The 23,964-nt window shown below is 74.6% G+C and carries 16 protein-coding genes; 11 read left to right on the top strand and 5 right to left on the bottom strand.

The features are described 5' to 3' along the window. The 7 genes from ACWDAS_RS24010 (at position 1) to ACWDAS_RS23980 (ending at position 14,147) form a co-directional block, all read left to right on the top strand. Complete coding sequence (locus ACWDAS_RS24010) at positions 1–1,122, top strand: glycosyltransferase family 4 protein (RefSeq protein WP_450394643.1); 1,122 nt, start codon at positions 1–3, stop codon at positions 1,120–1,122. Next, entirely contained in the window at positions 1,119–2,273 is a 1,155-nt protein-coding gene (locus ACWDAS_RS24005) for a glycosyltransferase (RefSeq protein ID WP_450394356.1), read from the top strand. Before ACWDAS_RS24010 ends, ACWDAS_RS24005 begins: the two co-directional genes overlap by 4 nt. Next, positions 2,270–3,241 carry an SGNH/GDSL hydrolase family protein gene (locus tag ACWDAS_RS24000; protein WP_450394354.1) on the top strand — a complete coding sequence of 324 codons (972 nt, stop codon included), beginning with the start codon at positions 2,270–2,272 and terminating at the stop codon, positions 3,239–3,241. The genes ACWDAS_RS24005 and ACWDAS_RS24000 overlap by 4 nt, the downstream gene beginning before the upstream one ends. A 4-nt stretch (positions 3,242–3,245) precedes the next feature. Beyond that, positions 3,246–6,845 carry a hydantoinase B/oxoprolinase family protein gene (locus ACWDAS_RS23995; RefSeq protein ID WP_450394351.1) on the top strand — a complete coding sequence of 1,200 codons (3,600 nt, stop codon included), beginning with the start codon at positions 3,246–3,248 and terminating at the stop codon, positions 6,843–6,845. 73 nt (positions 6,846–6,918) lie between these two features. Continuing rightward, entirely contained in the window at positions 6,919–8,439 is a 1,521-nt protein-coding gene (locus tag ACWDAS_RS23990) for a hypothetical protein (protein WP_450394349.1), read from the top strand. Between the two features lie 40 nt (positions 8,440–8,479). Next, the gene (locus tag ACWDAS_RS23985) at positions 8,480–9,358 is read left to right on the top strand and encodes a hypothetical protein (RefSeq protein ID WP_450394347.1); all 879 of its coding nucleotides are present in this window, start codon (positions 8,480–8,482) and stop codon (positions 9,356–9,358) included. 73 nt (positions 9,359–9,431) lie between these two features. After that, positions 9,432–14,147 (top strand): hypothetical protein, encoded by a 4,716-nt coding sequence (locus ACWDAS_RS23980; RefSeq protein WP_450394342.1) that lies wholly within the window; start codon positions 9,432–9,434, stop codon positions 14,145–14,147. A 60-nt stretch (positions 14,148–14,207) separates the two neighbouring features. Here the strand turns inward: ACWDAS_RS23980 and ACWDAS_RS23975 are convergent, their stop codons facing one another. Beyond that, positions 14,208–14,648 carry a hypothetical protein gene (locus ACWDAS_RS23975; protein ID WP_450394340.1) on the bottom strand — a complete coding sequence of 147 codons (441 nt, stop codon included), beginning with the start codon at positions 14,646–14,648 and terminating at the stop codon, positions 14,208–14,210. Positions 14,649–14,972: 324 nt separating this feature from the next. Here ACWDAS_RS23975 and ACWDAS_RS23970 point away from each other — a divergent pair, with 324 nt between their 5' ends. The 4 genes from ACWDAS_RS23970 (at position 14,973) to ACWDAS_RS23955 (ending at position 19,724) form a co-directional block, all read left to right on the top strand. Further along, positions 14,973–17,552 (top strand): sensor histidine kinase, encoded by a 2,580-nt coding sequence (locus tag ACWDAS_RS23970; RefSeq protein ID WP_450394338.1) that lies wholly within the window; start codon positions 14,973–14,975, stop codon positions 17,550–17,552. Next, positions 17,549–17,971, top strand: coding sequence for a roadblock/LC7 domain-containing protein (locus tag ACWDAS_RS23965; RefSeq protein WP_450394336.1), 423 nt, complete (start codon positions 17,549–17,551; stop codon positions 17,969–17,971). The genes ACWDAS_RS23970 and ACWDAS_RS23965 overlap by 4 nt, the downstream gene beginning before the upstream one ends. Before the next feature lie 10 nt (positions 17,972–17,981). Beyond that, positions 17,982–18,374, top strand: a complete 393-nt coding sequence (locus ACWDAS_RS23960) for a DUF742 domain-containing protein (protein ID WP_450394334.1) — start codon at positions 17,982–17,984, stop codon at positions 18,372–18,374. Positions 18,375–19,118: 744 nt separating this feature from the next. Continuing rightward, positions 19,119–19,724: a GTP-binding protein gene (locus tag ACWDAS_RS23955; RefSeq protein WP_450394332.1), complete on the top strand. Its 606-nt coding sequence runs from the start codon at positions 19,119–19,121 to the stop codon at positions 19,722–19,724. 34 nt (positions 19,725–19,758) lie between these two features. On the opposite strand, the gene glpK is transcribed toward ACWDAS_RS23955, so the two are convergent. The 4 genes from glpK to ACWDAS_RS23935 all read right to left on the bottom strand — a co-directional run bounded on the left by glpK (position 19,759) and on the right by ACWDAS_RS23935 (position 23,840). After that, the gene (gene glpK / locus ACWDAS_RS23950; RefSeq protein ID WP_450394329.1) at positions 19,759–21,315 is read right to left on the bottom strand and encodes a glycerol kinase GlpK; all 1,557 of its coding nucleotides are present in this window, start codon (positions 21,313–21,315) and stop codon (positions 19,759–19,761) included. Between the two features lie 7 nt (positions 21,316–21,322). Next, a complete protein-coding gene (locus ACWDAS_RS23945) occupies positions 21,323–22,054 on the bottom strand; it encodes an MIP/aquaporin family protein (RefSeq protein WP_450394328.1) in 732 nt (243 codons plus the stop codon). Between the two features lie 152 nt (positions 22,055–22,206). Beyond that, complete coding sequence (locus ACWDAS_RS23940) at positions 22,207–23,403, bottom strand: lipid-transfer protein (protein ID WP_450394326.1); 1,197 nt, start codon at positions 23,401–23,403, stop codon at positions 22,207–22,209. Further along, positions 23,400–23,840, bottom strand: a complete 441-nt coding sequence (locus ACWDAS_RS23935) for a Zn-ribbon domain-containing OB-fold protein (protein ID WP_450394641.1) — start codon at positions 23,838–23,840, stop codon at positions 23,400–23,402. Before ACWDAS_RS23935 ends, ACWDAS_RS23940 begins: the two co-directional genes overlap by 4 nt. Positions 23,841–23,964 lie beyond the last annotated feature (124 nt).

Below are 23,964 nucleotides of genomic sequence, written 5' to 3'. Positions count from 1 at the left end.
ATGCGAGTAGCCATCGTCACAGAGTCCTTCCCTCCCGACGTCAACGGAGTGGCCCACTGCGCGCTGCGCACGGCCGAGCACCTGGTCCGCAGAGGCCACGAGCCGCTGGTCATCGCACCCGCGGGCCCGCAGGACATGCCGCCGAACGACGACCCGTGCCCGGTCGTACGGGTGCCGTCGCTGCCGCTGCCCGGCTACCCGCAGGTCCGGGTGGCGCTCCCCGGCCGCAGGACCGCGGCGGCGATCGCCGCGCACCGCGCCGAACTCGTCCACCTGGCCAGCCCGTTCATCCTCGGCGTGCGCGGCATGGCCGCGGCCACCCGGCAGCACATCCCCGCGGTCGCGGTCTACCAGACCGACCTCGCGGGATACGCACGCACCTACCTGAGCCTCGGCGAGAACACCGCGTGGCGCCGCATCCGCGCCGTGCACACGGCCGCCGACCGCACGCTCGCCCCGTCCAGCGCGTCCCAGCGCGACCTGGAGGCGCACGGCGTCCCGCGCGTGCACCTGTGGCCGCGCGGCGTGGACTCCGTGCGCTTCGACCCCTCGCACCGCGACGAGGAACTGCGCCGCGAACTCGCCCCGAACGGCGAGGTCCTGGTCGGCTACGTCGGCCGCCTCGCCCCGGAGAAGCACGTGGAGCTGCTGGCCGGCGCGTGCCGCCTGCCGGGCGTGAAGGTGGTCGTCGTCGGTGACGGCCCCAGCGCCCAGGGGCTGCGCGAGGCGCTGCCGGGCGCGGTGTTCCTGGGCCGTCGCACCGGGCACGACCTGGCGCGGATCTACGCCTCGCTCGACGTCTTCGCCCACACCGGGCCCTTCGAGACGTTCTGCCAGACCGTCCAGGAGGCGATGGCCAGCGGGCTGCCCGTGATCGCCCCCGCCGTCGGCGGTCCGCTCGACCTCGTCGACCACGGCCGCACCGGGCTGCTCGTGCCGCCCGCCGACGTCGACGCGGTCACCGGCGCCGTACGGCTGCTCGCGGGCGCCCCGGCCGTGCGCGACCAATTCGGCGCCGAGGGGCGCGCCGACGTGGCCGCGCGCACCTGGGAGGCCGTCGGCGACCTGCTCCTGGACCACTACGCGCAGGTGCTCGACGCCCGTACGGCGGTGGCGGCATGACGGGCCGGCTGCGCATCGTGCGGATGGCCAACTTCGTCACGCCCACCTCCGGCGGCCTGCGCACCGCGCTGCGCCACCTCGGCGAGGGCTATCTGGGGGCCGGCCACGATCCGGTGCTGATCGTCCCGGGGCCCGCCGCCCGGGACGAGATCACCTCCCAGGGCAGGATCATCACCGTCCCGGGCCCGCTCGTCGCGGGCACCGGCGGCTACCGGGTGCTGACCGGACGGCCGCGCCTGGAGGCGCTGCTGGACACCCTCCGCCCGGACCGGCTGGAGGTCTCCGACCGCACGACACTGCGCTGGACCGGGGAGTGGGCACGCCGCCGCCGGGTGCCCTCCGTCATGGTCTCCCACGAGAGCGTCGACGGGGTGCTGCGCACCTGGGGCATGCCCAGCGGTCTCGCCCAGGGAGCCGCCGACCGGCTCAACCGGCGCAGCGCGCACGTGTACTCGCGCATCGTGTGCACGACCGCCTGGGCGGCCGCGGAGTTCGAGCGGATCGGGGCCCGCAACATCGTGCGGGCGCCGCTGGGCGTCGACCTGGAGGCGTGCCACCCGGCGCACCACGACCCCGGGTTGCGTGCCCGGTACGCCGGCGAGGCCGAGGTGCTGCTGGTCATGTGCTCCCGGCTATCGCCCGAGAAGCGGCCGGGACGCGCCCTGGAGGCCCTGGCGTACATGCGCCGGCAGGGCGTCGACGCCGTCCTCGTCGTCGCCGGGGAGGGGCCGATGCGCGCCCGGCTGGAGGCGCGGGCCCGGGAGGCCCGGCTGCCGGTCACCTTCCTGGGGCACGTTCCCGTCCGCCGCACGCTGTCCGCCCTCCAGGCCACCGCCGACGTGGTCCTGGCGCCGGGCCCGGTGGAGACCTTCGGACTGTCCGCCCTGGAGGCCCTCGCCTGCGGCACACCGGTCGTCGCCAGCGCGCTCTCCGCGCTGCCCGACATCCTCGGCCCGGCCGGCGCCGCGGCCACCGACGACGGCCCCGCCTTCGCCGACGCAGTCGGCCACCTCCTCTCCCGGCCCGAGCACATGCGCCGCGCCATCGCCCGCGCCCAGGCCGAGCGCTACGGCTGGCCCACCGCCGTCAGCGCCTTCCTCGCCGCCCACGACGCCGCGCCCCGGCTCGCCGCCCCGGATGTCACGCCATGACGACGGCGGGCACGGACACGCCCACCGCCCCCGGACGCGCTAGACCCGAGGCCCCGGGGCAGGCGGAGATCCCGATCCCGACCCCGGCTCGCGCCCCGGACCGGCCCGTATCCACCACCACGCGGGAGATACGTTTCGCCGCGCTCGGGGACTCGCTCACCGCGGGCCTCGGCGACCCCGTCGCCGGCGGCTGGCGCGGCTGGGCGCCGCTGCTGGCACAGGGGCTGGCAGCCGAGCCGTCGGCGGTGAGTCTGCTCAACTGCTCGCGCAGCGGCGCCCTCACCAAGGACGTCGCCGAGGAGCAGCTGCCGCGGGCCCTGGACCACCGGCCGCACCTGGCCTCGGTGGTGATCGGCGCCAACGACACGCTGCGCGGCACCTTCGACATCGAGACGGTGGCCCGGCGCCTGGACGCCGTCCTCGGTGAACTGCGCGCGCACGGAGCGGAGGTGCTCACCGCCTGCCTGCCCGACCCCGGACGCATGCTGGGGCTGCCGTGGCCGCTCGCCCGGCCGCTGGGCCGCCGGATGACCGCGCTGAACCAGGTCGTCCACGCCCTGTCCGAGCGGTACGGCGCCGTGCACCTGCACGCCGCCCGCCACCCCTGGGTCGCCGACCGCGCCGCCTGGAGCGCGGACCGGCTGCACCCCAGCGAGCTGGGGCACCGTCTGCTCGCCCGGGACTTCCACGCCCTCCTGGTCACCCGGGGCCTGTCGGACGGCGAGCCGCCGTCCACGACCCCCGGCGGCCCGGGACCGGGCGCCGCGGCGAGCGTCTGGTGGATGGCGACCAAGGGCACCCGCTGGGTCGCCGACCGCTGCACCGATCTGCTGCCCGACCTGCTGCGGCTCGCGGGCCAGGAGGCCAGGCACCGGCTGGCCGGCACGGACGGCCTGCTGGACCTGCGCTCCCGGGACGCCACGGCCGGCGCACTCGCCCGCCTGGGAGGGGCGTCCCTGGGACAATGAGGGAGTGACCGGGCACTGGGAGTTCTGGATCGACCGGGGCGGCACCTTCACGGACGTCGTCGGCAGACGGCCCGACGGCCGCCTGGAGACCTGCAAGCTGCTGTCCCACGATCCCGGGCGCTACCGGGACGCCCCCGTCGAGGGGATCCGGCGGATGCTCGGACTGGGCCCCGGCGAACCGATCCCCGCCGATCGGATCTCCGCCGTCAAGATGGGCACCACGGTCGCCACCAACGCCCTGCTGGAACGCAAGGGGGAGCCCACCGTCCTGGTCGTCACCGAGGGCTTCCGCGACGCGCTGCGCATCGCGTACCAGAACCGTCCCCGGCTCTTCGACCGCAGGATCGTCCTCCCCGAGGCGCTCTACGAGCGCGTCATCGAGCTCCCCGAACGCACCGACGCACACGGCGAGGTCGTCCGTCGCCCCGACCTCGCCGCCGCCGGAGCGGCGCTGCGCGACGCGCGCCGGGCCGGCCTCACGAGTGTCGCCGTGGTCCTGCTGCACGGCTACCGCCACCCCGCACACGAGCTGGCCGTCGCCCGGGCGGCCCGCGAGGCCGGGTTCACCCAGATCAGCTGCTCGCACGAGGTGAGCCCGCTGATCAAACTGGTCCCGCGCGGCGACACCACCGTGGTGGACGCCTACCTGTCGCCGATCCTGCGCCGCTACGTGGACGAGGTGGCCGCCGAACTGCGGGGCGTCCGCCTGATGTTCATGCAGTCCAACGGCGGGCTCCGCGAGGCCGGGCACTTCCGGGGCAAGGACGCCGTCCTGTCCGGACCCGCCGGGGGAGTGGTCGGCATGGCGCGCACCTCGCGGCAGGCGGGCTTCGACCGCGTCATCGGCTTCGACATGGGCGGGACGTCCACCGACGTATCGCACTGGGCGGGCGAGCTGGAACGCGTCCTCGGCACCGAGGTGGCGGGCGTGCGGATGCGGGCCCCGATGATGAACATCCACACCGTGGCGGCGGGCGGCGGCTCCGTCCTCCACTTCGACGGGCAGCGCTACCGCGTCGGCCCCGACTCCGCGGGCGCCGACCCCGGTCCGGCCTGTTACCGCAGGGGCGGCCCGCTCACCGTCACCGACGCCAATGTGATGCTCGGACGCGTCCAGGCGGCGCACTTCCCCGCCGTCTTCGGTCCGGACGGCGACCGGCCGCTGGACACCGAGGCCGTCCGCGCCGGCTTCGCGCGGCTCGCGGACGAGGCCGCCGCGACCGGCGACCGCCGTACCCCGGAGGAGGTCGCCGCGGGCTTCCTGGAGATCGCCGTCCTCAACATGGCCAGCGCCGTCAAGAGGATCTCCGTGCAGCGCGGTCACGACATCACGCGCTACGCCCTCACCAGCTTCGGCGGAGCCGGCGGCCAGCACGCCTGCGCGGTCGCCGACGCCCTGTCCGTCGACACCGTCATCGTGCCGCCGCTGGCGGGCGTGCTGTCCGCGTACGGGATCGGGCTCGCCGACGCCACGGCCATGCGCGAGCGGTCCGTGGAGACCGGGCTCACCGAGGAGAACCTGCCGGGGCTGCGGGAGGTCCGCGCCGAACTCGAAGGCCTGGCCCGCGCGCAACTGCGCGAGGACGGAGTCCCCGACGCCACCGTCGGGACCGTCACCCGCGTCCATGTGCGCTACGCGGGCACCGACGCCGCCCTGCCGGTGCCGATGGGGACGGTCGCCGCGATGCGCGAGGCGTTCACCGCGGCCCACCGCACGCGGTACGCCTTCACCATGGACAAGCCCCTGGTCGTCGAGGCCGTCTCGGTCGAGGCGATCGGCGCCGCGGGCCCCCCGGGACGGCACTTCGTGGAGCTGCCGCCCCGCGAGGGCGGCCTGCGCCCCACCGCCGAGGTGTCCCTGTACGCGGAGGGCCGGCAGAAGAGCAGTCCCCTCTTCCGCAGGGACGGGATGCGCCCCGGCGACACCGTCGACGGGCCCGCCCTCATCGCGGAGGCCGACGCGACGACCGTGGTCGACCCCGGCTGGCGGGCCGCGGTGGGCGAGCACGGCCACCTGCTGCTCACGCGGGTGCGGCCGCGGCCCGGCCGGGTCGCCGTCGGGACCGACGTCGACCCCGTGATGCTGGAGATCTTCAACAACCTCTTCATGTCGATCGCCGAGCAGATGGGCGTCCGCCTGGAGAACACCGCCCACTCCGTCAACATCAAGGAGCGCCTGGACTTCTCCTGCGCCCTCTTCGACCCCGAGGGCAACCTCATCGCCAACGCCCCCCACATCCCCGTCCACCTCGGCTCCATGGGCGAGTCCATCAAGGAGGTGCTGCGGCGGAACGAGGGGGCCATGCGCCCTGGCGACGCCTACGCTGTCAACGATCCGTACCACGGGGGCACCCACCTGCCCGACGTCACCGTCGTCACCCCCGTCTTCGACGACGAGGGGCGGTCGCTGCTCTTCCTTGTCGCCTCGCGCGGCCACCACGCGGAGATCGGCGGCCTCACGCCCGGCTCCATGCCCGCCTTCAGCCGCACCGTCCACGAGGAGGGCGTGCTCTTCGACAACTGGCTCCTGGTCCGCGACGGCCGCCTGCGCGAGGAGGAGACCCGCGCCCTGCTCACCGGCGCCCCGTACCCCTCGCGCGACCCCGACACCAACATCGCCGACCTGCGCGCCCAGATCGCCGCCAACGAGAAGGGCATCGCCGAGCTCCGCCGCATGACCGGGCAGTTCGGCCTCGACGTCGTGCACGCCTACATGCGCCACGTGCAGGACAACGCCGAGGAGTCCGTCCGCCGCATCATCGCCGGCCTGAGCGACGGCGACTGCGCGTACGAGACGGACAACGGAGCGGTGATCCGCGTCGCGGTGCGCGTCGACCGCGAGGCGCGCAGCGCGGTCCTGGACTTCACCGGCACCTCGCCGCAGCAGGAAGGCAACTTCAACGCCCCGCAGTCCGTCGTCATGGCGGCCGTGCTCTACGTCTTCCGGACCCTCGTCGCCGACGACATCCCGCTCAACAGCGGCTGCCTGAAGCCCCTGGACGTCCTCATCCCCGAGGGGTCGATGCTGGCGCCCGTGTACCCGGCCGCGACCGTCGCCGGAAACGTCGAGACGTCCCAGGCCGTCACCGGCGCCCTCTACGCCGCGCTCCGCGTGCAGGCCGAGGGCTCGGGCACGATGAACAACGTCACCTTCGGCAACGAACGGGTGCAGTACTACGAGACCGTGGCCAGCGGTTCCGGCGCCGGAGACGGCTTCGACGGCGCCGACGCCGTGCAGACCCACATGACCAACTCCCGGCTCACCGACCCCGAGATCCTCGAATGGCGCTACCCCGTCCGCGTCGACGGCTTCGCCATCCGCGAGGACAGCGGCGGCGCGGGCCGCTGGCACGGGGGGCGCGGCGCGGTCCGGCGCATCCGCTTCCTGGAGCCCATGACGGTCGCCCTCCTGTCCGGCCACCGCCGGGTCGCGCCGTACGGGCTGGCGGGCGGCGGACCCGGCGCCGTCGGCGAGAACCGCATCGAGCGCGCCGACGGCACGGTCACCCCGCTCGGCGGGGTCGACTCGGCCGACGTGGGTCCCGGTGACGTCCTGGTCGTGGCGACACCGGGCGGGGGCGGCTACGGGGCCGCCGGCGCCTGAGGGCTCCGGGCGCCGGCCCGCCCGGACCGTGCCGTTTGGGTCGTTGTCGGTGCGACCGCCTAGTCTGTGCGTCGTGACCACGACCGTTCCGCACCAGCTCAGCGGCGGTGTCCGGCCCGCGCCGGGACCGGCCGCCGACGAGGGCCTGGCCCGTCGGCTCAAGGCCCTGGCCTGCACCGCGCCGCTGCACGACCTCGACGCGCGCAAGGCCAACCTCGCGGGCGAGTACTCGGTGTACGCGATGGCGGAGGTCGCCCTGGCCGCCATCGACTTGGTCACGCTCAACATGGACTTCGACACCGGCGCCGACCACGACCAGATAATCTCCCGCCTGCTGCCCCGCATCGCCGCCCAGGCCCCCGCCCGTCCCGCCGCCGAGCACGAGCGCGTGGGCCGCTGGGTCCTGGAGAACCTGATCAACGTCGGCAGCGTCGACCGCGGCTTCCGCGCCGTCTACGGCACTTTCGGCGCGGACGGGGCATATGTCCGCCGCGATTACGACTTCAAGCTGATCGAGGAGGTCCCGGGGCGCGACGGCACGGTGTATCTGCGCACCACCGACGAGGCCGTCAACGTGCTCGTCGGCGCCCTCGACACCGACGTCACCAGCGCCCAGATCGCCGCCGAGGTCAAGCTGGAGGTGCTGATCAACCGGGGCCGCCTCGCCGACGCACAGCTCGCCGCAGAACAGGCCCGGTACCGCACGGTCCAGTACGCCGAGACGCTGCGCCGCGCCCTGGACGCCACCCGCCGCAACGTCCGGGCCGTCGACTGGCTCCGCACCGTCCCCGACATGATCGCCGAGGCGCTCGACCACGTCGCCGACCGCTACCGGCACGAGAACGCCATCCTCACCAACATCCGCAAGGCCAGGGACGAGTCCGAGGAGCAGGAGCACAAGCGGCGCGCCGCCGAGCTCGTCGACATCGTCAAGGACTGCATCCGCCGCCACACCCAGCTGCAGTCCCGGCTGCTGGAGGCCGGCCCGATCTTCCGCGCCGAACAGGACCGGCAGGCCTTCGCCGCGCCGCGCGGCAGCGCCCTCGTCGGCATGCTCGACCTGTACGGGCAGCTGGTCGCGCCGGTTCTGCCGCTCCCCGTCGAGCAGGCCACCCGCGTCACCGACGCCTGGTTCGCCCGGGGCACGGGCTTGCGCACCCCCGCCTCGGTGCGCGTCACGGACCTCGTGGACGCCCTGCTCACCCCGCCGCTGGAGCGCGAGCACCTCGGCGCCGAGATGCCCGAGCCCGATCTGGTCGCCACCCCGGACGACAGCCGGTTCAGCGAGGAGCAGCTCGAGACCGCCCTCGAACTGCTCGACCTGCCCCACGACGCCCCGCGCCGGCTGTCGGGACTGCTCGCCGAGGCCCGCCGCCTCGACCCGGAACTGCCCTACCTGGTCGCCCTGCTGGCGGTGCACGCGGCCAGCCCGCCGGTCGGCACGGCCTACCGCCAGGGCGAGGAGCGGTTGCTCTTCGCCGTGGACGACGGCACCCGGCTGGACGACCCCGAGTTCGGCGGCGCCGACCTGATCGTCGGCACGGCCCGGCTGGACGCCGCCGGCATGGCCGCGGAGCGGTCGGAGGTGGCGTGACCATGAGCGAACCGATGATGTGTACCGAGGAGACGACCCCGTGAGCGACCACCGCGACGGCGAGAGCGCGCAGCCGCCCGCAGCGGCCACCGGCCCGGCGGCCCTCACCCCCGCCGACGCCGCGGACGCCGCCCGCCTCGTCTCCTTCGGGCTCCAGCCGAAGCTGCTGCCCGCCCGCGACGCCGAGTACGCCGAGCTGATCCGCCGCTACCGCGAGGACCAGCCGTTCTCGCGTCTCGCCGACGCGGTCGCCGCAGGTCTCGGCCTGGTCGTGCTGGAGGTCTCGCCCAGGGCCGGCATGGCACTGGCCGCCGCCGAGGACTCGGTCTTCGCCGTCCGCATGGGCGACTACTCGCGCCGGGCCGCCTCCGACGCGGGCGACCGCTTCCTGCACGGCCTGGCCCATCTCGCCACCGCCGCCATGGCCTTCCCGCGCCCCGAGGACCTCGCCGACGACGCGTACATCGGCCGGGTCACCGTCAACGGCATCGACGGCTTCCTGCGCCAGGCCTGCCGCCGCCTGGAGGAACGCGCCGAGGAGCAGGGCGAGAACACCGACCCGGCCAGCGACGCCCCCGGTCTCGAGGCCGCCTGGCGGGTCTACGTTCGCCGCAGCTCCACCGGCGCCACCAAGGACGCCCGGCGCCTGGCGGGCTCGACCACCGGCATCGTGGGCAAGGCCGTCGCCTTCCTCGTCGACTCGGGCTTCCTGCAGCGCACGGGCGACGAGTCGGGCGGCACGTACCGCACCACCGCCCGCTACCAGCTCCAGGTGCGCGACATGGCGGGCAGCGCAGCCATGGCCGAGCTCCTCGACCTCGGCATCGTGCCCCGGGCCGGCGACACGGCGGCGCTGCTGCCGCCGGAGGAGGGCGACCTCGACCTCGTGGCCGGTGCCGGCCTGCCCTTCCACTCCTGAACCGCCCGATCCGCGGGATCCGCCCGATCCCGGCGATCTCCCCGACCACAGACCACCACGACGAGAGTCCTCCATGTACGAGCTGTCCCGGGTCCGCCTCTACTCCATCGGGCCTGCCGGTGCGCGCTACGCAGACACCGTGCTGGACCTGCGCGGAGTCGGCGAGCCTGTGCCGCAACCGGCCCCCGCGCAGGCGGAGTTCTTCGAGGACGAGCCGACCGGGCCGCCGCGCCGTCCGGCGCCGGCCGGGGTGCTGTTCCTGGAGAACGGCGGCGGCAAGTCGGTCCTGCTCAAGCTGATCTTCTCGGTCATGCTCCCCGGTCACCGCAACACCCTGGGCGGCGCCAGCTCCGGCGTGCTCCGCAAGTTCCTGCTGGCCGACGACTGCGGCCACGTCGCCCTGGAATGGCAGCACACGGTCACCGGCGAGCTGGTCGTCGTCGGCAAGGTCAGCGAGTGGCGCGGACGCCAGGTCTCCTCCGACCCCCGCAAGTTCGCGGAGGCCTGGTACTCCTTCCGCCCCGGTCCCGGCCTGGGCCTGGACTCCCTGCCGGTCGCCGAGTCCACCGCCGTACGGCCGTCCGCCGAGGGCACCTCGGGCGCGCGCGGCCGCCGCCGCACGATGAAGGGCTTCCGCGACGCCCTGACCGACGCCGGACGCTTCTACCCGCATCTGGAAGTGATGTGGGAGGAGATCCACGACCGCTGGAACGAGCACCTCGGCGAACTCGGCCTGGACCCCGAACTCTTCCGCTACCAGCGGGAGATGAACGCCGACGAGGGTGAGGCGGCCGGTCTCTTCGCGGTGAAGAAGGACTCCGACTTCACCGACCTGCTGCTGCGCGCCGTCACCGACACCCGCGACACCGACGGGCTCGCCGACCTCGTGCACGGTTTCGCCGGCAAGCTGGGCCGCCGCGCCGAGCTCACCGCGGAGCGGGACTTCACCGCGGGCTCCCTCGAACTCCTCGGCCGGATCGTCGACGCCACCGCCGCCCGTGACCAGGCCCGCGGCGTCCACGCCCAGTCCGAGCGCCGCACCCGCGGCCTGGCCCGCCGGCTGTCCGCCCGCGCCCGCGAGGAACGGGGCCGCGCGGCGGAGCTGGCGCAGGAGACGGCCCGCGCCGCCCACACCGTCACCGACGCCGAGGCCGCCCGCGGCCGCAGCTCGCTCGTCGCCGCCGAACTCGCCTACCGGCACGCCTCGCTGGCCCTGGCAGCCGGCGAGAAGAGCGCCACCGCACTGCGCCGCGAGCTCAACGACGCCCGTACGCTGCATTCCGCCTGGCAGGCCGCGGAGACCGTGCTGCGGCACCGCGCCGCCGCCGACCGGCTCGCCAGGGTCACAGCCGCCATCCGCGAGGCGGAGCGGGACGCCGCCCCCGCCCTCGCCGCCCGTACGAAGGCCGCCGGCGACCTCGTCCGCGTCCTGCGGGCCGCCGCGGACACCGCCGACGAGCGGGCGGACGCGGAGGAGGAGCGCTCGGCGGAGCTCCAGGCGCAGTCCGAGGCCGCCCATCGCGACGCCACCGCCGCCGCGACCGAGGCGCAGCGCGCCCGCAGCGAGTCCGGCCACCTCGCGCAGCGGCTGACCGAGGTCGAGCAGGAGACCGCCGAGGCGGTCCGTGCCGGCTGGCTCGACGACTCTGCCCCCGACGCCGACCCGGCCCGCGCCGCCCTGGAGGCCTCCGACGCCGAGAAGGCCGCCGCGACCGCCGCGGAGGCCGCCCGTGACGCCGCCCGCCGCGCCGGTGACCGCGCCAGGGAGGCCGCCGCCGCCGAATCGCGCGCCGAACTGTCCGCCGCCCGCGCAGCCGACGCCCTCGCGGCGGCCGAGGCCGCCCACGCCGCCGAGTCACGCGTCGCGGACGCCCTCGCGGCGGAGCCGCGGCTGGCCGAACTCCTCAGCCTGCCGCCCGCGCAGACGCCCGCGGCGGCCGCTCCCGCACCGGCGACGCAGGGCGCGGGGGAGCGCGGTCCCGCCATTCCCGCGCAGAGCTCGGCGGCCGGGCGGCGCGGCCCGGCCGGCTCTCGCCGCCCCGCCGAGCAGGGCCCGCTGACCGCCGCGGAACTCGACGCCTTCGCCGAGCCGTTGCAGGAGATGCTGGACGGCGCCGTGGCCGCCGCCGAGCGGCAGCTCTTCGATCTGCGCACCGCGGCCGCCGACGACGCCCGGATCCTGGCCGCACTCGGTGACGGCGGCCTCCTGCCGCCCGGCCCCGACGTCCTCGCCACCGTCGAGTACCTGGGCGAGCACGGCATTCCCGCGCTCCCCGGCTGGCGGTACCTGGCCCAGGCCGTCGACCCCGCCGACCACGCCGGCGTGCTCGCCTCCCGCCCCGAACTGGTGGACGGCGTCGTCGTCACCGACCCCCAGAGCTATGCACGCGCCCGCGAGGTGCTGGCGCTGGCGGCACTGCTGCCGCGGTCGACCGTCGCGGTCGGGACGTCCGCCGCGCTGCTCGCCCCGCCGCCCACGGCCGGCTCCGAGCCCGAGCTCTTCCTCGTCCCGCCGAACCCGGCGATGCACGACGAACAGGCCGCCGACGGCGAGCGTCAGGCGCTGCGCGCCCGCGCGACCGCCCGCGAGGAGGACATCCGCGGGCTCGCCGCCCGACTGGCCGAGGACCGCACACTGGCCGCCCGGCTCTCCTCGTGGCGTTCCGGCTGCCCGAGCGGCCGGCTCGCCGAGCTCGCCGCCGCCGTGGAGACCGCCCGGGAGACGGCGGCCGCCGCGCGCGAGGAGCTCGCCGAGGCACGCGCCGTACGGATGGAGACCGACGAGGCCGCCGCCGGGGCGACCGCGCTGCGTGACGAGCGCCAGGAGACGGCCCAGCAGGCCCGCCGGGCCGCCGACGCGCTCGCCGGTCTCGCCTTCCGGCTGCGGGAACGGGCCAACTGGCAGCGCAGGACGAGCGAACTGGCCGAGGACGCCGCCGAGGCCGAGACCCGCGCCGAGGCCTGTCTGACCCTCGCGCGCGCGGCCGACGAGGACCGCCGCGCCGCCCAGCGCGCCGCCGACGACGCCCGCCGCACCGCCCGGGTGCTGCGCGCCGAGCGCTCGGAGATCACCGGCGCCCCCGACGAGGCCCTGGAGGACGAGAACGGCGCCGAGGAGCCGACCGGTTCGCTGCCCGCACTCCGCGAGGCGTACCGCGCGGCCTCCCAGGTGTACGAGAAGGTGGGCGTCGGCGCCGACCTGCGGGCCGAGCAGGCCCGTGCGGAGAGCACCGAGCAGTCCGCGCTCTCCGAACTGGAGCGCCTCACCAACAAGGTGCGCACCCGCGCGGCGCAGCTGCTGGAGGGCCCGGACGGCGCCGACGGCCCGGCCCGCCAGGCCGCGGCGGCCCGCGCCGAACAGCTGGTGGCGACCCTCGACTCCCGTGCCTCCACGGCCAGTGAGCACCTCGGCCGGCTCCGCGGAGAGGCCGAGCGGCACGCGCCCGCGGACGGCGAGGCGCACACCGGGCTCCCCGAGGGGCTGGTGCCCCGCGACGCCGAGCACGCCCAGGAGCTGCTGCGCGGGGCCAACGCCGAACTCGCGGCCCGCACCGACGCGCTCACCGGCGCCCGTGACGGCCACGGCGCCCTCGTGCGGGCCCACCGCGCCGCCGAGGACGCGGCGACCGGCTTCGACGAGCTCGCCGCCCTGCTGCGGGACCTGCTCCGGGACGGCGACCGGCAGCCCGAGGACGGCGAGGAGGAGCCCGAGCCGCACTCCGGCTCCCTGGAGGAGGCCAGAACGGCCGCCGCCGAGGCCCGCCGCAGCCTGCGCGGCTGCGCCGCCGACCTGTCGGCCGCGGAGTCCCAGCTGCGCGAGGCCTGCGACGTCCTCGTGCGGCACGCCAACGCGGCCCGCTACGAGCAGGTGCGGACCCCGGCCCGGCAGCAGATCCGCGAGCTGCCCGCGTCCGCGCTGCCCGAGCACGCGGCGGCCTGGCACACCGCCTTCGCGCCGCGGCTGCGTGTCCTGACCGACGAGCTGGAGCAGCTGGAACGCAACCGTGACAGCATCGTCGACCGGCTGCGCGGCCTGGTGGAGTCCTCACTGACCACCCTGCGGTCCGCGCAGCGGCTGTCCCGCCTCCCCGAGGGACTGGGGGAGTGGTCGGGCCAGGAGTTCCTGCGCATCCGCTTCGAGGACCCGGACCACTCGGCGCTCAACGAACGGCTCGGTGCGGTGATCGACGAGGCGACCCGGGCGGCCGTCCGCAAGAACTCAGACCTGCGCCGGGACGGCATGTCGCTGCTGCTGCGCGGCGTCGCGGCCGGCCTGGAGCCCAAGGGCATCGCCGTGGAGATCCTCAAGCCGGACGCCGTGCTGCGCGCCGAGCGGGTCCCCGTCGGGCAGATGGGCGACGTCTTCTCCGGCGGGCAGTTGCTCACCGCGGCCATCGCGCTCTACTGCACGATGGCGGCGCTGCGCAGCAACGACCGCGGCCGCGACCGGCACCGGCACGCGGGCACGCTCTTCCTCGACAACCCGATCGGCCGCGCCAACGCCACCTATCTGCTGGAGCTGCAGCGCGCCGTCGCCGACGCGCTGGGCGTCCAGCTGATCTACACCACGGGCCTGTTCGACACGACGGCACTCGCCGAGTTCCCGCTGGTCGTACGGCTGCGCAACGACGCGGACCTGCGGGCGGGCCTGAAGTACATCAGCGTCGAGGAGCACCTGCGGCCCGGACTCCCGGTCCGGGACCCGGAGTCCGAGCCGGTGCACGGCGAGATCACGGCGACGCGCATGTTCCGCCGCCCCGCGGACCAGCCCGCCCCGCAGGGCGGCTGACCGCCGGGCCCGGGTCGCAGGTCCGGCCCCTACGCCCCGGGCCGTACGGGCCCCGGCCCCTCAGGCCGTACGGGCGCCGCTGCCGGACAGACGGCGGCGCCGTGCGGCGCCGCGTGCCTCGGCGCGGGCCCGGCGGCGCTCCCGCCGGCGCTCGCGGCGCAGCGCGCGCGCCGCGCTGCTCGGGCTGGACACCACGCCGTTGCGCTGGTTCCACACCTGACGGGTGATCCACACGTCCAGCACCGCCCAGGTGGCGACGACGGTGCAGGCTATGGCGGTGAGTGTCGCCGGGGCGGCGAGCCAGGACTTCCCGGCCGCCGCGAGCATGGCGATCACCGCGGCGATCAGGGTCAACGAGACGATGAGCCCGGCGCGCACGGCCGCCGTGCGGACCGGGTCGGCCATGCGGGGCCGGCCCACGGGCTCCTCGACCCACAACGGCCGCCGGGTCTTACGCGGCGGAATGTCGCGATCCAGTGCGTCCTCGACGAGGTCGTCCATGAAATCTGCTCCCCTGCGGGATACCGGTGGTGCGGTGCCGGATCCCCGATGTCCGACTCCAGAGTGGCTGCCCGGTTTCCGCCGATGAATGCCCTCCGCATTCCGGAACGCCCCTCCCCCTGGAAAACACGAACGACAGGGGCGTCAGGTTCCCTGTGCGCTGCATTTCAGCCAGCCGGGGCCACTGTTCATCCGTACGAATCGGGTCGTCCCGGGGCAAGGGTGGAAGGCGGGCTTTCTGCTTGGTCATGCGGCAGTAGTAGGCTCGCGCCGTTTGCAGTCGGAACACGACAGCCCTTGACCGGGTTTGACGTTGGGGAGGCCATGCGCTTTCGCGGTACGACGATCCGGCGGAAGATCGTGGCACTGCTGCTCATTCCGCTCGTGTCCCTCACGGCCATCTGGGCCTTCGCCGCGACCCTGAGCGGGCGTCAGGTCTGGGGTCTCTTCGGTGTCGAGCAGACCGTCAACGAGCTCGGCTACCCCGTCGAGGACAGCATCCAGGCGCTCCAGCAGGAACGTCGTTCCGCCATGCTCTACTTGGCCGATCCTCGTCGCTCCGACGCCCGCGGCAACCTGCTGGCCCGCGAACGCGAGACGGACGAAGTCGTCGCCCGGCTGCGCGCCAACGCCGCCTCCGGTGCCAACCGGGACCGGCTGACCCCGGACGCGCTGCACCGACTCGACCTTGTCGTACGGGAGTTCGGCGGCCTGTCAACGCTGCGCGACAAGGTGAGCAAGGCGACCATCACCCGCAACGACGCCTTCGGCGCCTACAGCGGCCTGTTCCACCCCGCCTACGCCTTCCTCGACTCGCTGAACCCGCTGAACAACGTCACCATCGACAAGCAGGGCCGCGCGCTGATCCAGATCACCCGCGCCCGCGAGGCGATCAGCCAGGAGGACGCCCTCATGGTGGCGGCCATCACGGCGGGCCACATGAGCCGGGACGAGATGCGCTCGTTCAGCTTCGCCGTCGCCGAGCAGCGCGCCTACTACGCGGACAACCTCGGTCTGCTCACCCAGGACGAGCGTGCCCTCTACGAGGAGTACTGGCGCGGTCCCTCCGGCCGCGCCCTGCGCGCCGCCGAGGACGCGGTCATCGACGCCGGCGCGTCCGGCGCCCCGCGGGCCGCCGACAAGGCGTCCTGGCAGTCGACCGCCGCCACCGCCCTCGCCCGGCTCGACACCATGGGCACGCGGGCCGGGGACCTGCACAAGAAGCGTGCCGAGCCGATCGCGATGCGGCTGGTCGCCACCGCCGCGATCGCCGGCGGCCTCGGTCTGATCGCGGTCGTCGCCTCCGTCATCGTCTCCATACGCGTCGGCCGCAGCCTCATCCGCGACCTGTCCCGTCTTCGCAAGGAGGCGCAGGAGGTATCCGGCACCCGCCTGCCGCGCGTCATGCGCCGTCTCGCCGCCGGCGAGGAGGTCGACGTCGAGACCGAGGCGCCCCGCCTGGACTACCCCGACGACGAGGTCGGCCAGGTCGGCAAGGCCGTCAACACCCTGCAGCGGGCGGCCGTCGAGGCCGCCGTGCGCCAGTCCGAGATGCGCCGCGGCGTCTCGGAGGTCTTCGTCAACCTCGCCCGCCGCAGCCAGGTGCTGCTGCACCGGCAGCTCACCCTGCTGGACGCCATGGAGCGCCGCACCGAGGACCCGCAGGAACTCGCCGACCTGTTCCGACTCGACCACATGACCACCCGCATGCGCCGGCACGCCGAGGGCCTGGTGATCCTCTCCGGCGCCGTGCCGTCCCGGCAGTGGCGCAAGCCGGTGCAGCTGATGGACGTCGTCCGGGCGGCCGTCGCCGAGGTCGAGGACTACGAGCGGGTCGACGTGCGCCGGCTCCCGCGGCTCGCCGTCACCGGCCAGGCCGTCGCCGACCTCACCCACCTCGTCGCCGAACTCATCGAGAACGCCACCGTGTTCTCGCCCCCGCACACCAGAGTCCAGGTGCACGGCGAGTCCGTCGCCAACGGCTTCGTCCTCGAGATCGACGACCGCGGCCTCGGCCTCACCCCCGACGCGATGCTCGAGGCGAACCTCCGGCTCGCCGAGACCCCCGAGTTCGAGCTCTCCGACACCGACCGGCTCGGCCTCTTCGTGGTCAGCCGGCTCGCCCGGCGCCAGGGCGTCCGCGTCTCGCTGCGCCAGTCCCCGTACGGCGGCACCACGGCCGTCGTCCTCGTCCCGGCGACGCTCCTCACCGAGGCCGGCGAGGACGCGGACGCGCCGTACGGCGAGGCGGACGAGGACGTCGAGGCGCCGCACGGACCGGACGAGCCGCGCCCCACCCCCATGTCGGCCGCCACCGAGCACAGTTTCCGGCAGTGGGGCCTGACCCCGGAGCCGCACGACGAACCGCGCGAGCACCGGCCGCACGTCACCGAGCCCGGTGAGCCCCTGGCGCTGCCCCCGGCCCGCAGCGAGGCCCCGCCGGCAGCGCCCGCCCCGGCCCCCGGGCCCACGGTGCTCCCGCGCCGCCGCCGTGCCCCGGTCCTGGTCGCCGAGAACGGCCGCCCGGTGAGCGAGGCCCCCCGTCCCGCCGATCCCGCGCCGGAGGAGCCCGCCACGGCGGTCCTGCTGCCCCGCCGGGTCCGCCAGGCCAGCCTCGCCCCGCAGCTGCGCACCGACTCCACCACCGGGACCCGCACGGCCGCCACGGGGCGCGCGGGCGACGACGGCGGGCGCGAGCGCTCGCCCGAGGAGGTGCGCGACCGCATGGCCTCCCTGCAGCGGGGATGGATGCGCGGCCGCGCGGACACCATTGACGAACCCGACGACCGCGAAGGCGCCGGCGGCACCGATGACCTTCACCCCGCCGACCGCACGGGGGTCCCCCCGGCGGAACGAGGGGGAGACAGCGCAACCAGATCCACCACGGAGGGGAACGGTCCATGACGGCACCATCGAGCCCGACTCGCGAGCTCAGCTGGCTTCTCGACGAACTGGTCGGCCGCGTGGCCAGCATCCGCAAGGCGCTGGTGCTCTCGAGCGACGGCCTGGCCACGGGCGCGTCCGAGGGCCTGACCCGGGAGGACGCCGAGCACCTCGCCGCCGTCGCCTCCGGCTTCCACAGCCTCGCCAAGGGCGTCGGGCGGCACTTCGAGGCCGGCAAGGTCCGGCAGACCCTCGTGGAGCTGGACGAGGCCTTCCTGTTCGTCACCGCCGCCGGGGACGGCAGCTGCCTCGCCGTGCTCGCCGACGCCGACTCCGACGTGGGCCAGGTCGCCTACGAGATGGCGCTGCTGGTGAAGCGGGTCGGCGTCCACCTGGCGACCACCCCGCGGACCGACGACGACGCGGCGCGGGCGGTGTGACGAGGGCGTCATGACTTCCGAAGCGGACCGCTGGTACGACGACGACGCCGGGCCCGTGGTGCGGCCCTACGCCATGACGCGCGGCCGTACCAGCCACGCCGCGGAAGGCCGGCTCGACCTGATCGCCCTGGTGATCGCCGAGTCCCGCAGCGCGGACGCGGACGCCGACGCCGACCGCACCCTGTCGCCCGAGCACCTCGACATCGTCGAGCTCTGCCGGGAGCAGCCGATGTCGGTCGCCGAGCTGGCGGCCGACCTCGACCTGCCCGTGGGCGTCGTCCGAGTGCTGATCGGCGACGTCCTGGAGGCCGGGCTGGTGCACGTCACCCGGCCCGTCCCGCCCGCGGAGCTGCCCGACGCCGGGCTGCTGCGCGACGTGATCGACGGCCTGCGCGCGCTCTGAGCCCGTCGACCCGCTCGGCGGTCCACGTCGGGTGACCGCCGCGATCGGCGACCCCGGAAAACGGTGGCGCGGGCGGCCGGGGCCACTCACATGACGGTCGCCTGCCCGGCGCGCCGGGGCATCCCCCAGGCGCGCGGGCTGTACTACGGCGCCGGGTTCCGGGAGCTCACGCGGGACGCGCCGCTCATCAAGACCAGGACCGCGGGCTGAGGACGGGACGTTCGGGTGGTCGCCGGTCAGGCCACGCCGGCCCGGGCGGCGACCTGAGGCAGGCGGATGTCGCCACATGACGGGGCGAAGGCCGACCGGCGCGGCACTGGTCGTCGCCGAGGCCGGTCGTCCGCCCGCCCGGTCCCCGGCGCAGGTCCTGCGTCGCCGCGCCGCGCAGCAACTCCCCGGCGGCGAGCGTCGCTGTCGCCAGGACGCGGACCCAGCGAGGCCCGTCGCGCGTCCGGTTCGCCGTGCGCGTCCGGCGCCGGCCGCTCGCCGGGGGAGGCGTCTACCCCTCCGGCGGGGACCGCGCGGCCCGGCGCCCGCGGAGCCCCGGGCAGGGGTTGAGGGCCCGCCAGGAAGGGGTGCGGGAGCGCCGGGTCGGTTGCCGGGCGTGTAACGCCTCGCGGACCGCTGGTAGTTGTGGGGTCGGATCGTAGTAATGTTCCACTGCCACAGCTGATCGCCCGATGCAGTCCTTAGGACCCAGGATGCCTCTGACCTGTGTAAACGGCACGACCGGAGGAGTGAGCGATGGCCTTCGGACGCTCTGAACGCCGTCTTTCCGTCGTCGAGCCCGTCACGCTGAAGATCCTGGTGGCAGGCGGCTTCGGTGTGGGCAAGACCACGCTCGTCGGCGCGGTCAGCGAGATCCGGCCGTTGCGCACCGAGGAGACGCTCAGCGAAGTCGGGCGCCCGGTCGACGACACCGCCGGCGTCGAGGCCAAGCGGACCACCACCGTGGCCATGGACTTCGGCCGGATCACCCTCCGCGACGACCTCGTGCTGTACCTGTTCGGCACGCCCGGCCAGGACCGCTTCTGGTTCCTGTGGGACGAGCTGGCGCAGGGCGCGCTCGGCGCGGTCGTCCTCGCGGACACCCGGCGCCTGGAGGACTGCTTCTCCGCGGTCGACTACTTCGAACGCCGCGGCATCCCCTTCGCGGTGGCCGTCAACGTCTTCGACGGGGCCGAGCGGCACGCCGCCGAGGTCGTGCGCGACGCGCTCGACCTCGACAACGAGGTGCCACTGGTGATGTGCGACGCGCGGGACCGCGCCTCGGCGAAGAAGGTGCTCATCACCGTGGTCGAGCACGCGGCCCAGGTGGCGGGCGACCGGCGGGCGGCCGCCGCCAACTGAGCCGCGCGGCGCGGGCGGGGACGGCGCGGGCCGATCAGCCCTCGGCCGCCGGCCCGGGGCCCTCCTCCTCGTCCTCGTCCTGCCAGCCGAAGCTCCGCTCGACCGCCTTCTTCCAGCGGCGGTACCCCTTCTCACGGGTCTTCTCGTCCATCCGGGGCTGCCACTCGGCGTCCTTCTGCCAGTGCGCCTTCAGCGTGTCCAGGCCGTCCCACACACCGGTGGCGAGCCCCGCGGCGTAGGCCGCGCCCAGCGCCGTGGTCTCCGAGATCCGCGGCCGCACCACCGGGACGCCCAGGACGTCGGCCTGATGCTGCATCAGCAGATTGTTGGCCGTCATGCCGCCGTCGACCTTGAGCCCGGTGATGTGCACGCCGGAGTCCTGGTACATCGCGTCGACCACCTCGCGGGTCTGCCAGCTGGTCGCCTCGAGCACGGCCCGCGCGAGGTGCGCCTTGGTGACGTACCGGGTGAGACCGGTGATCACGCCGCGGGCGTCGGAGCGCCAGTAGGGGGCGAAGAGCCCGGAGAAGGCCGGCACGATGTACGCGCCGCCGTTGTCCGGCACGCTCGCCGCCAGCGCCTCGATCTCGTCCGCCGACTTGATGATGCCGAGGCTGTCGCGGAACCACTGCACCAGGGCGCCCGTGATGGCGATCGACCCCTCCAGGCAGTAGACCGGGGCCTCCCCGCCCAGCCGGTAGCCCATCGTGGTGAGCAGGCCGTTCTTCGACGGGACCGGCCTGTTCCCGGTGTTGAGCAGCAGGAAGCTGCCGGTGCCGTAGGTGTTCTTGGCGTCGCCCGTCTCGTAGCAGGCCTGGCCGAAGACGGCCGCCTGCTGGTCGCCGAGTGCCGAGGCCACCGGCACGCCGCCGAGCTGGCCGACCGCCGTGCCGTACACCTCGGAGGAGGAGCGGATCTCCGGCAGGACCGCCTCGGGGACGTTCATCGCGGCGAGGATCGCCGGGTCCCACTCCAGCGACTCCAGGTTCATCAGCATCGTGCGGCTGGCGTTGGTGACGTCCGTGACGTGGACGCCGCCCTCCGTGCCGCCGGTGAGGTTCCAGATCAGCCAGGAGTCGATGGTGCCGAAGGCGATCTCGCCGTTCTCCGCGCGGCGGCGCAGCCCCGGTACGTTGTCCAGCAGCCATGCCGCCTTCGGCCCGGAGAAGTAGCTGGCCAGCGGCAGCCCGGTGGACTCGCGGAAGCGGTCCTGGCCGTCCTGGCCGCCGAGCTGCGCGCACAGGGCGGCGGTGCGGGTGTCCTGCCACACGATCGCGTTGTGCACCGGGCGTCCGGTGGTGCGGTCCCACAGCACGGTGGTCTCGCGCTGGTTGGTGATACCGAGCGCGCTGAGCTGGTCCGCGCGCAGCCGGGCCTTGGCGAGCGCGCCCGCCACCACGGCCTGCACCTTGGACCAGATCTCGGTGGCGTCGTGCTCCACCCAGCCAGGCTTGGGGAAGATCTGGCGGTGCTCGCGCTGGTCGAGCGCCACGATCGACCCGTCGGAGTCGAAGATGATGCAGCGGCTCGAGGTCGTGCCCTGGTCGATGGCGGCCACGTATCGGGTGGCCTGGTCGGACGTTTCTGTCATGACCGCCTCACTTGAACGCTACGTTGTAGATGAGACCGGACAGGGCGCCGCCGATCAGCGGGCCGGCCACCGGGATCCAGGCGTAGGCCCAGTCCGAGGTGCCCTTGAACGGGATCGGCAGGACGGAGTGGACGATGCGCGGCCCGAGGTCGCGGGCCGGGTTGATGGCGTAGCCGGTGGGGCCGCCCAGGGACAGCCCGATGCCGGTCACGAGCAGCGCCACGATCAGGGTGCCGGTGCCGGTCTCGCCGAGACCCTTGCTGAGGCCGAAGGCCAGGATCGGCAGGACGAGACCCATGGTGGCGATGGTCTCGGTGATCAGATTCTGCCACCAGATGCGGATCTCCGGGATGGTGGAGAAGACGGCGAGCGTCGGCTGGCGGGTCTCCTCGGCGGCGTTCGCCGCGAACTGGCCGTAGTACACCAGCCAGCACAGGACGGCGCCCAGCATCGCGCCGAGGATCTGCCCGGCGAGGTAGAACGGCACCTGGTTCCACTTGCCGGAACTGATGGCGACGCCGAAGGTCACGGCGGGGTTGAGCTGTCCGCCGGACAGCGGGCCGGCGGTGTACGCCCCGGCCAGGACGGCGAAGCCCCAGCCGAACGAGATGACGATCCACCCGGACGCCCGAGCCTTCGAGTGATGGAGCAGCACCCCGGCCACCACGCCGGCACCGAAAAGGATCAGGATCGCCGTCCCGATGATCTCGCCGACGAAGACGTCTCCGTTGGAATACATGACGGCTCCTTCGTGCAGGCGCACGGGTCGGCCATGCGCCGCCAGAGAGTTCGCTCGGAGGCACGGGTGGGGAGAGTCCCGCCTCCCACCCGGCTTCCGGGCCACCCGGAAGTGTTGTCCCGGGGTGATGGAGCGTCAAGGTATCGGACAGATCACCTGATTACGACCACCGACGAGCCGTGCCCGACCAGGCCTTGGTTCGCCGTCACCCCCACGCGGGCCCCGTCGACCTGGCGGGGCCCCGACCGGCCGCGCAGCTGCCAGGTCAACTCGCACACCTGGGCGAGGGCCTGGGCGGGCACCGCCTCCCCGAAGGAGGAGAGCCCGCCGCTGGGGTTGACCGGAATCCGTCCCCCGAGCGACGTGGTGCCCTCGCGCAGGAGTTCGACCGCCCCTCCCGGCGGACACAGACCCAGGTCCTCGTACCAGTCCAGCTCCAGCGCCGTCGACAGGTCGTAGACCTCCGCCAGGTCCAGGTCCTCCGGGCCGATGCCCGCCTCCTCGTACGCGGCTCGGGCGATGGCCGCCCGGAAGCCGGTGACCTGGGTGTGCGGATCGGCCGGGAGGGCGGAGTCGGTGGCGATGTCGGGGAGGTCGGGCACGGTTCGCGGATAGCCGGGGGTGACGGTGGACACCGCGCGGATCCGCACCGGGCCCGCTGTCGCGCGGCGCCGGGCGAAGTCCAGGCTCGACAGGACCACGGCGGCGCCCCCGTCGGACGTGGCGCAGATGTCGAGCAGCCGCAGCGGGTCGGCGACGACGGGGGAGGCGGCGATCTCGGCGGCCGTGACGGGCGTCCGGTACCGGGCGAGCGGGTTGGCGGCGCCGGCGGCCGCGTTCTTCACCTTGACCTGGGCGAAGTCCTCGGGCGTGTCGCCGTGCAGGGCCATGCGGCGGCGTGCGTACAGCCCGAAGTAGGCGGGGTTGGTGGCGCCGAGCACGTGGAAGCGCAGCCAGTCCGGATCGTCTGGCCGGTCGCCCCCGGCGGGCGCGAAGAAGCCCTTGGGCGCCGCGTCGGCGCCGACGACCAGGGCCGTGTCCACGATCCCGGCGAGGATCTGCGCCCGGGCGGCATCGACGGCCTGGGCCCCGGAGGCGCAGGCGGCGTACACACTGGCCACCCGGGCGCCCTGCCAGCCCAGTGCCCGGGCGAAGGTGGCCCCCGCGACGTAGCCGGGGTAGCCGCCGCGCACGGTTCCGGCGCCCACGACCAGGCCGATGTCCCGCCAGTCCAGACCGGCGTCGGCGAGGGCGGCGCGCGCCGCTACGACCCCGTATCGCGTGAAGGGGTGACCCCACTTGCCCCAGGGGTGCATGCCGACGCCGAGCACGGCCACGTCCCGGCTCATCGTCCGCCTCCCACGGGACGCCAGTGCCAGGTGGTCCAGGTGTGCTCCGCGTCCTCGTACAGCACGCCGGGCACCAGTTCCACCTCCATGCCCACCGCCAGGTCGGCCGTGCCGGTCCCGGGCTCGGCCTGCCCCAGCACGATCATGCGTTCCGCCGCCAGTTCCACCGCCACCAGGGCGTACGGCTCCCAGGGGCGCCCGGGGTCGGAGACGTACGGAGCGGGCGGGCGGTAGCGGGCGTCGGTGTACGACCAGACCCGGCCCCGCCGGGACAGCGGGACCTCCTCCAGCGCCTCCCCGGTTCCCGCGCAGGCCGGGTTGCGGCAGGCATGGTCCTCGCGGGGGAAGAACACCGCGCCGCAGTCACGGCACCGGGTGCCGAGCAGCAGGAAGCCGTCCGTGTCTCCGGCGCCACCGGTGAACCAGCCCGCCACCACGGGTTTCCGTACGCGTGCCACGGACCGCCCCCTCCGCGCCCTTACCTGACGACTCGTCAGAAGTGTGCCACGGGCGGCATGGCGGCGAAACGGGGTGGACGCTGTCGGTGCCGGGTGGTAAGTT

The organism is Streptomyces sp. NPDC001070 (assembly GCF_053598835.1).
Note: the sequence above shows the minus strand (reverse complement) of the source record. Positions and strands in the feature narration are given on the sequence as shown.

Bases quoted from the DNA above. Each gene is read 5' to 3' on its own strand.
- ACWDAS_RS24010 (WP_450394643.1), top strand. From the start codon at position 1: ATGCGAGTAGCCATCGTCACAGAGTCCTTCCCTCCCGACGTCAACGGA.
- ACWDAS_RS24005 (WP_450394356.1), top strand. From the start codon at position 1,119: ATGACGGGCCGGCTGCGCATCGTGCGGATGGCCAACTTCGTCACGCCC.
- ACWDAS_RS24000 (WP_450394354.1), top strand. From the start codon at position 2,270: ATGACGACGGCGGGCACGGACACGCCCACCGCCCCCGGACGCGCTAGA.
- ACWDAS_RS23980 (WP_450394342.1), top strand. From the start codon at position 9,432: ATGTACGAGCTGTCCCGGGTCCGCCTCTACTCCATCGGGCCTGCCGGT.
- ACWDAS_RS23975 (WP_450394340.1), bottom strand. From the start codon at position 14,648: ATGGACGACCTCGTCGAGGACGCACTGGATCGCGACATTCCGCCGCGT.
- ACWDAS_RS23970 (WP_450394338.1), top strand. From the start codon at position 14,973: ATGCGCTTTCGCGGTACGACGATCCGGCGGAAGATCGTGGCACTGCTG.
- ACWDAS_RS23965 (WP_450394336.1), top strand. From the start codon at position 17,549: ATGACGGCACCATCGAGCCCGACTCGCGAGCTCAGCTGGCTTCTCGAC.
- ACWDAS_RS23960 (WP_450394334.1), top strand. From the start codon at position 17,982: ATGACTTCCGAAGCGGACCGCTGGTACGACGACGACGCCGGGCCCGTG.
- ACWDAS_RS23955 (WP_450394332.1), top strand. From the start codon at position 19,119: ATGGCCTTCGGACGCTCTGAACGCCGTCTTTCCGTCGTCGAGCCCGTC.
- glpK (WP_450394329.1), bottom strand. From the start codon at position 21,315: ATGACAGAAACGTCCGACCAGGCCACCCGATACGTGGCCGCCATCGAC.
- ACWDAS_RS23945 (WP_450394328.1), bottom strand. From the start codon at position 22,054: ATGTATTCCAACGGAGACGTCTTCGTCGGCGAGATCATCGGGACGGCG.
- ACWDAS_RS23940 (WP_450394326.1), bottom strand. From the start codon at position 23,403: ATGAGCCGGGACGTGGCCGTGCTCGGCGTCGGCATGCACCCCTGGGGC.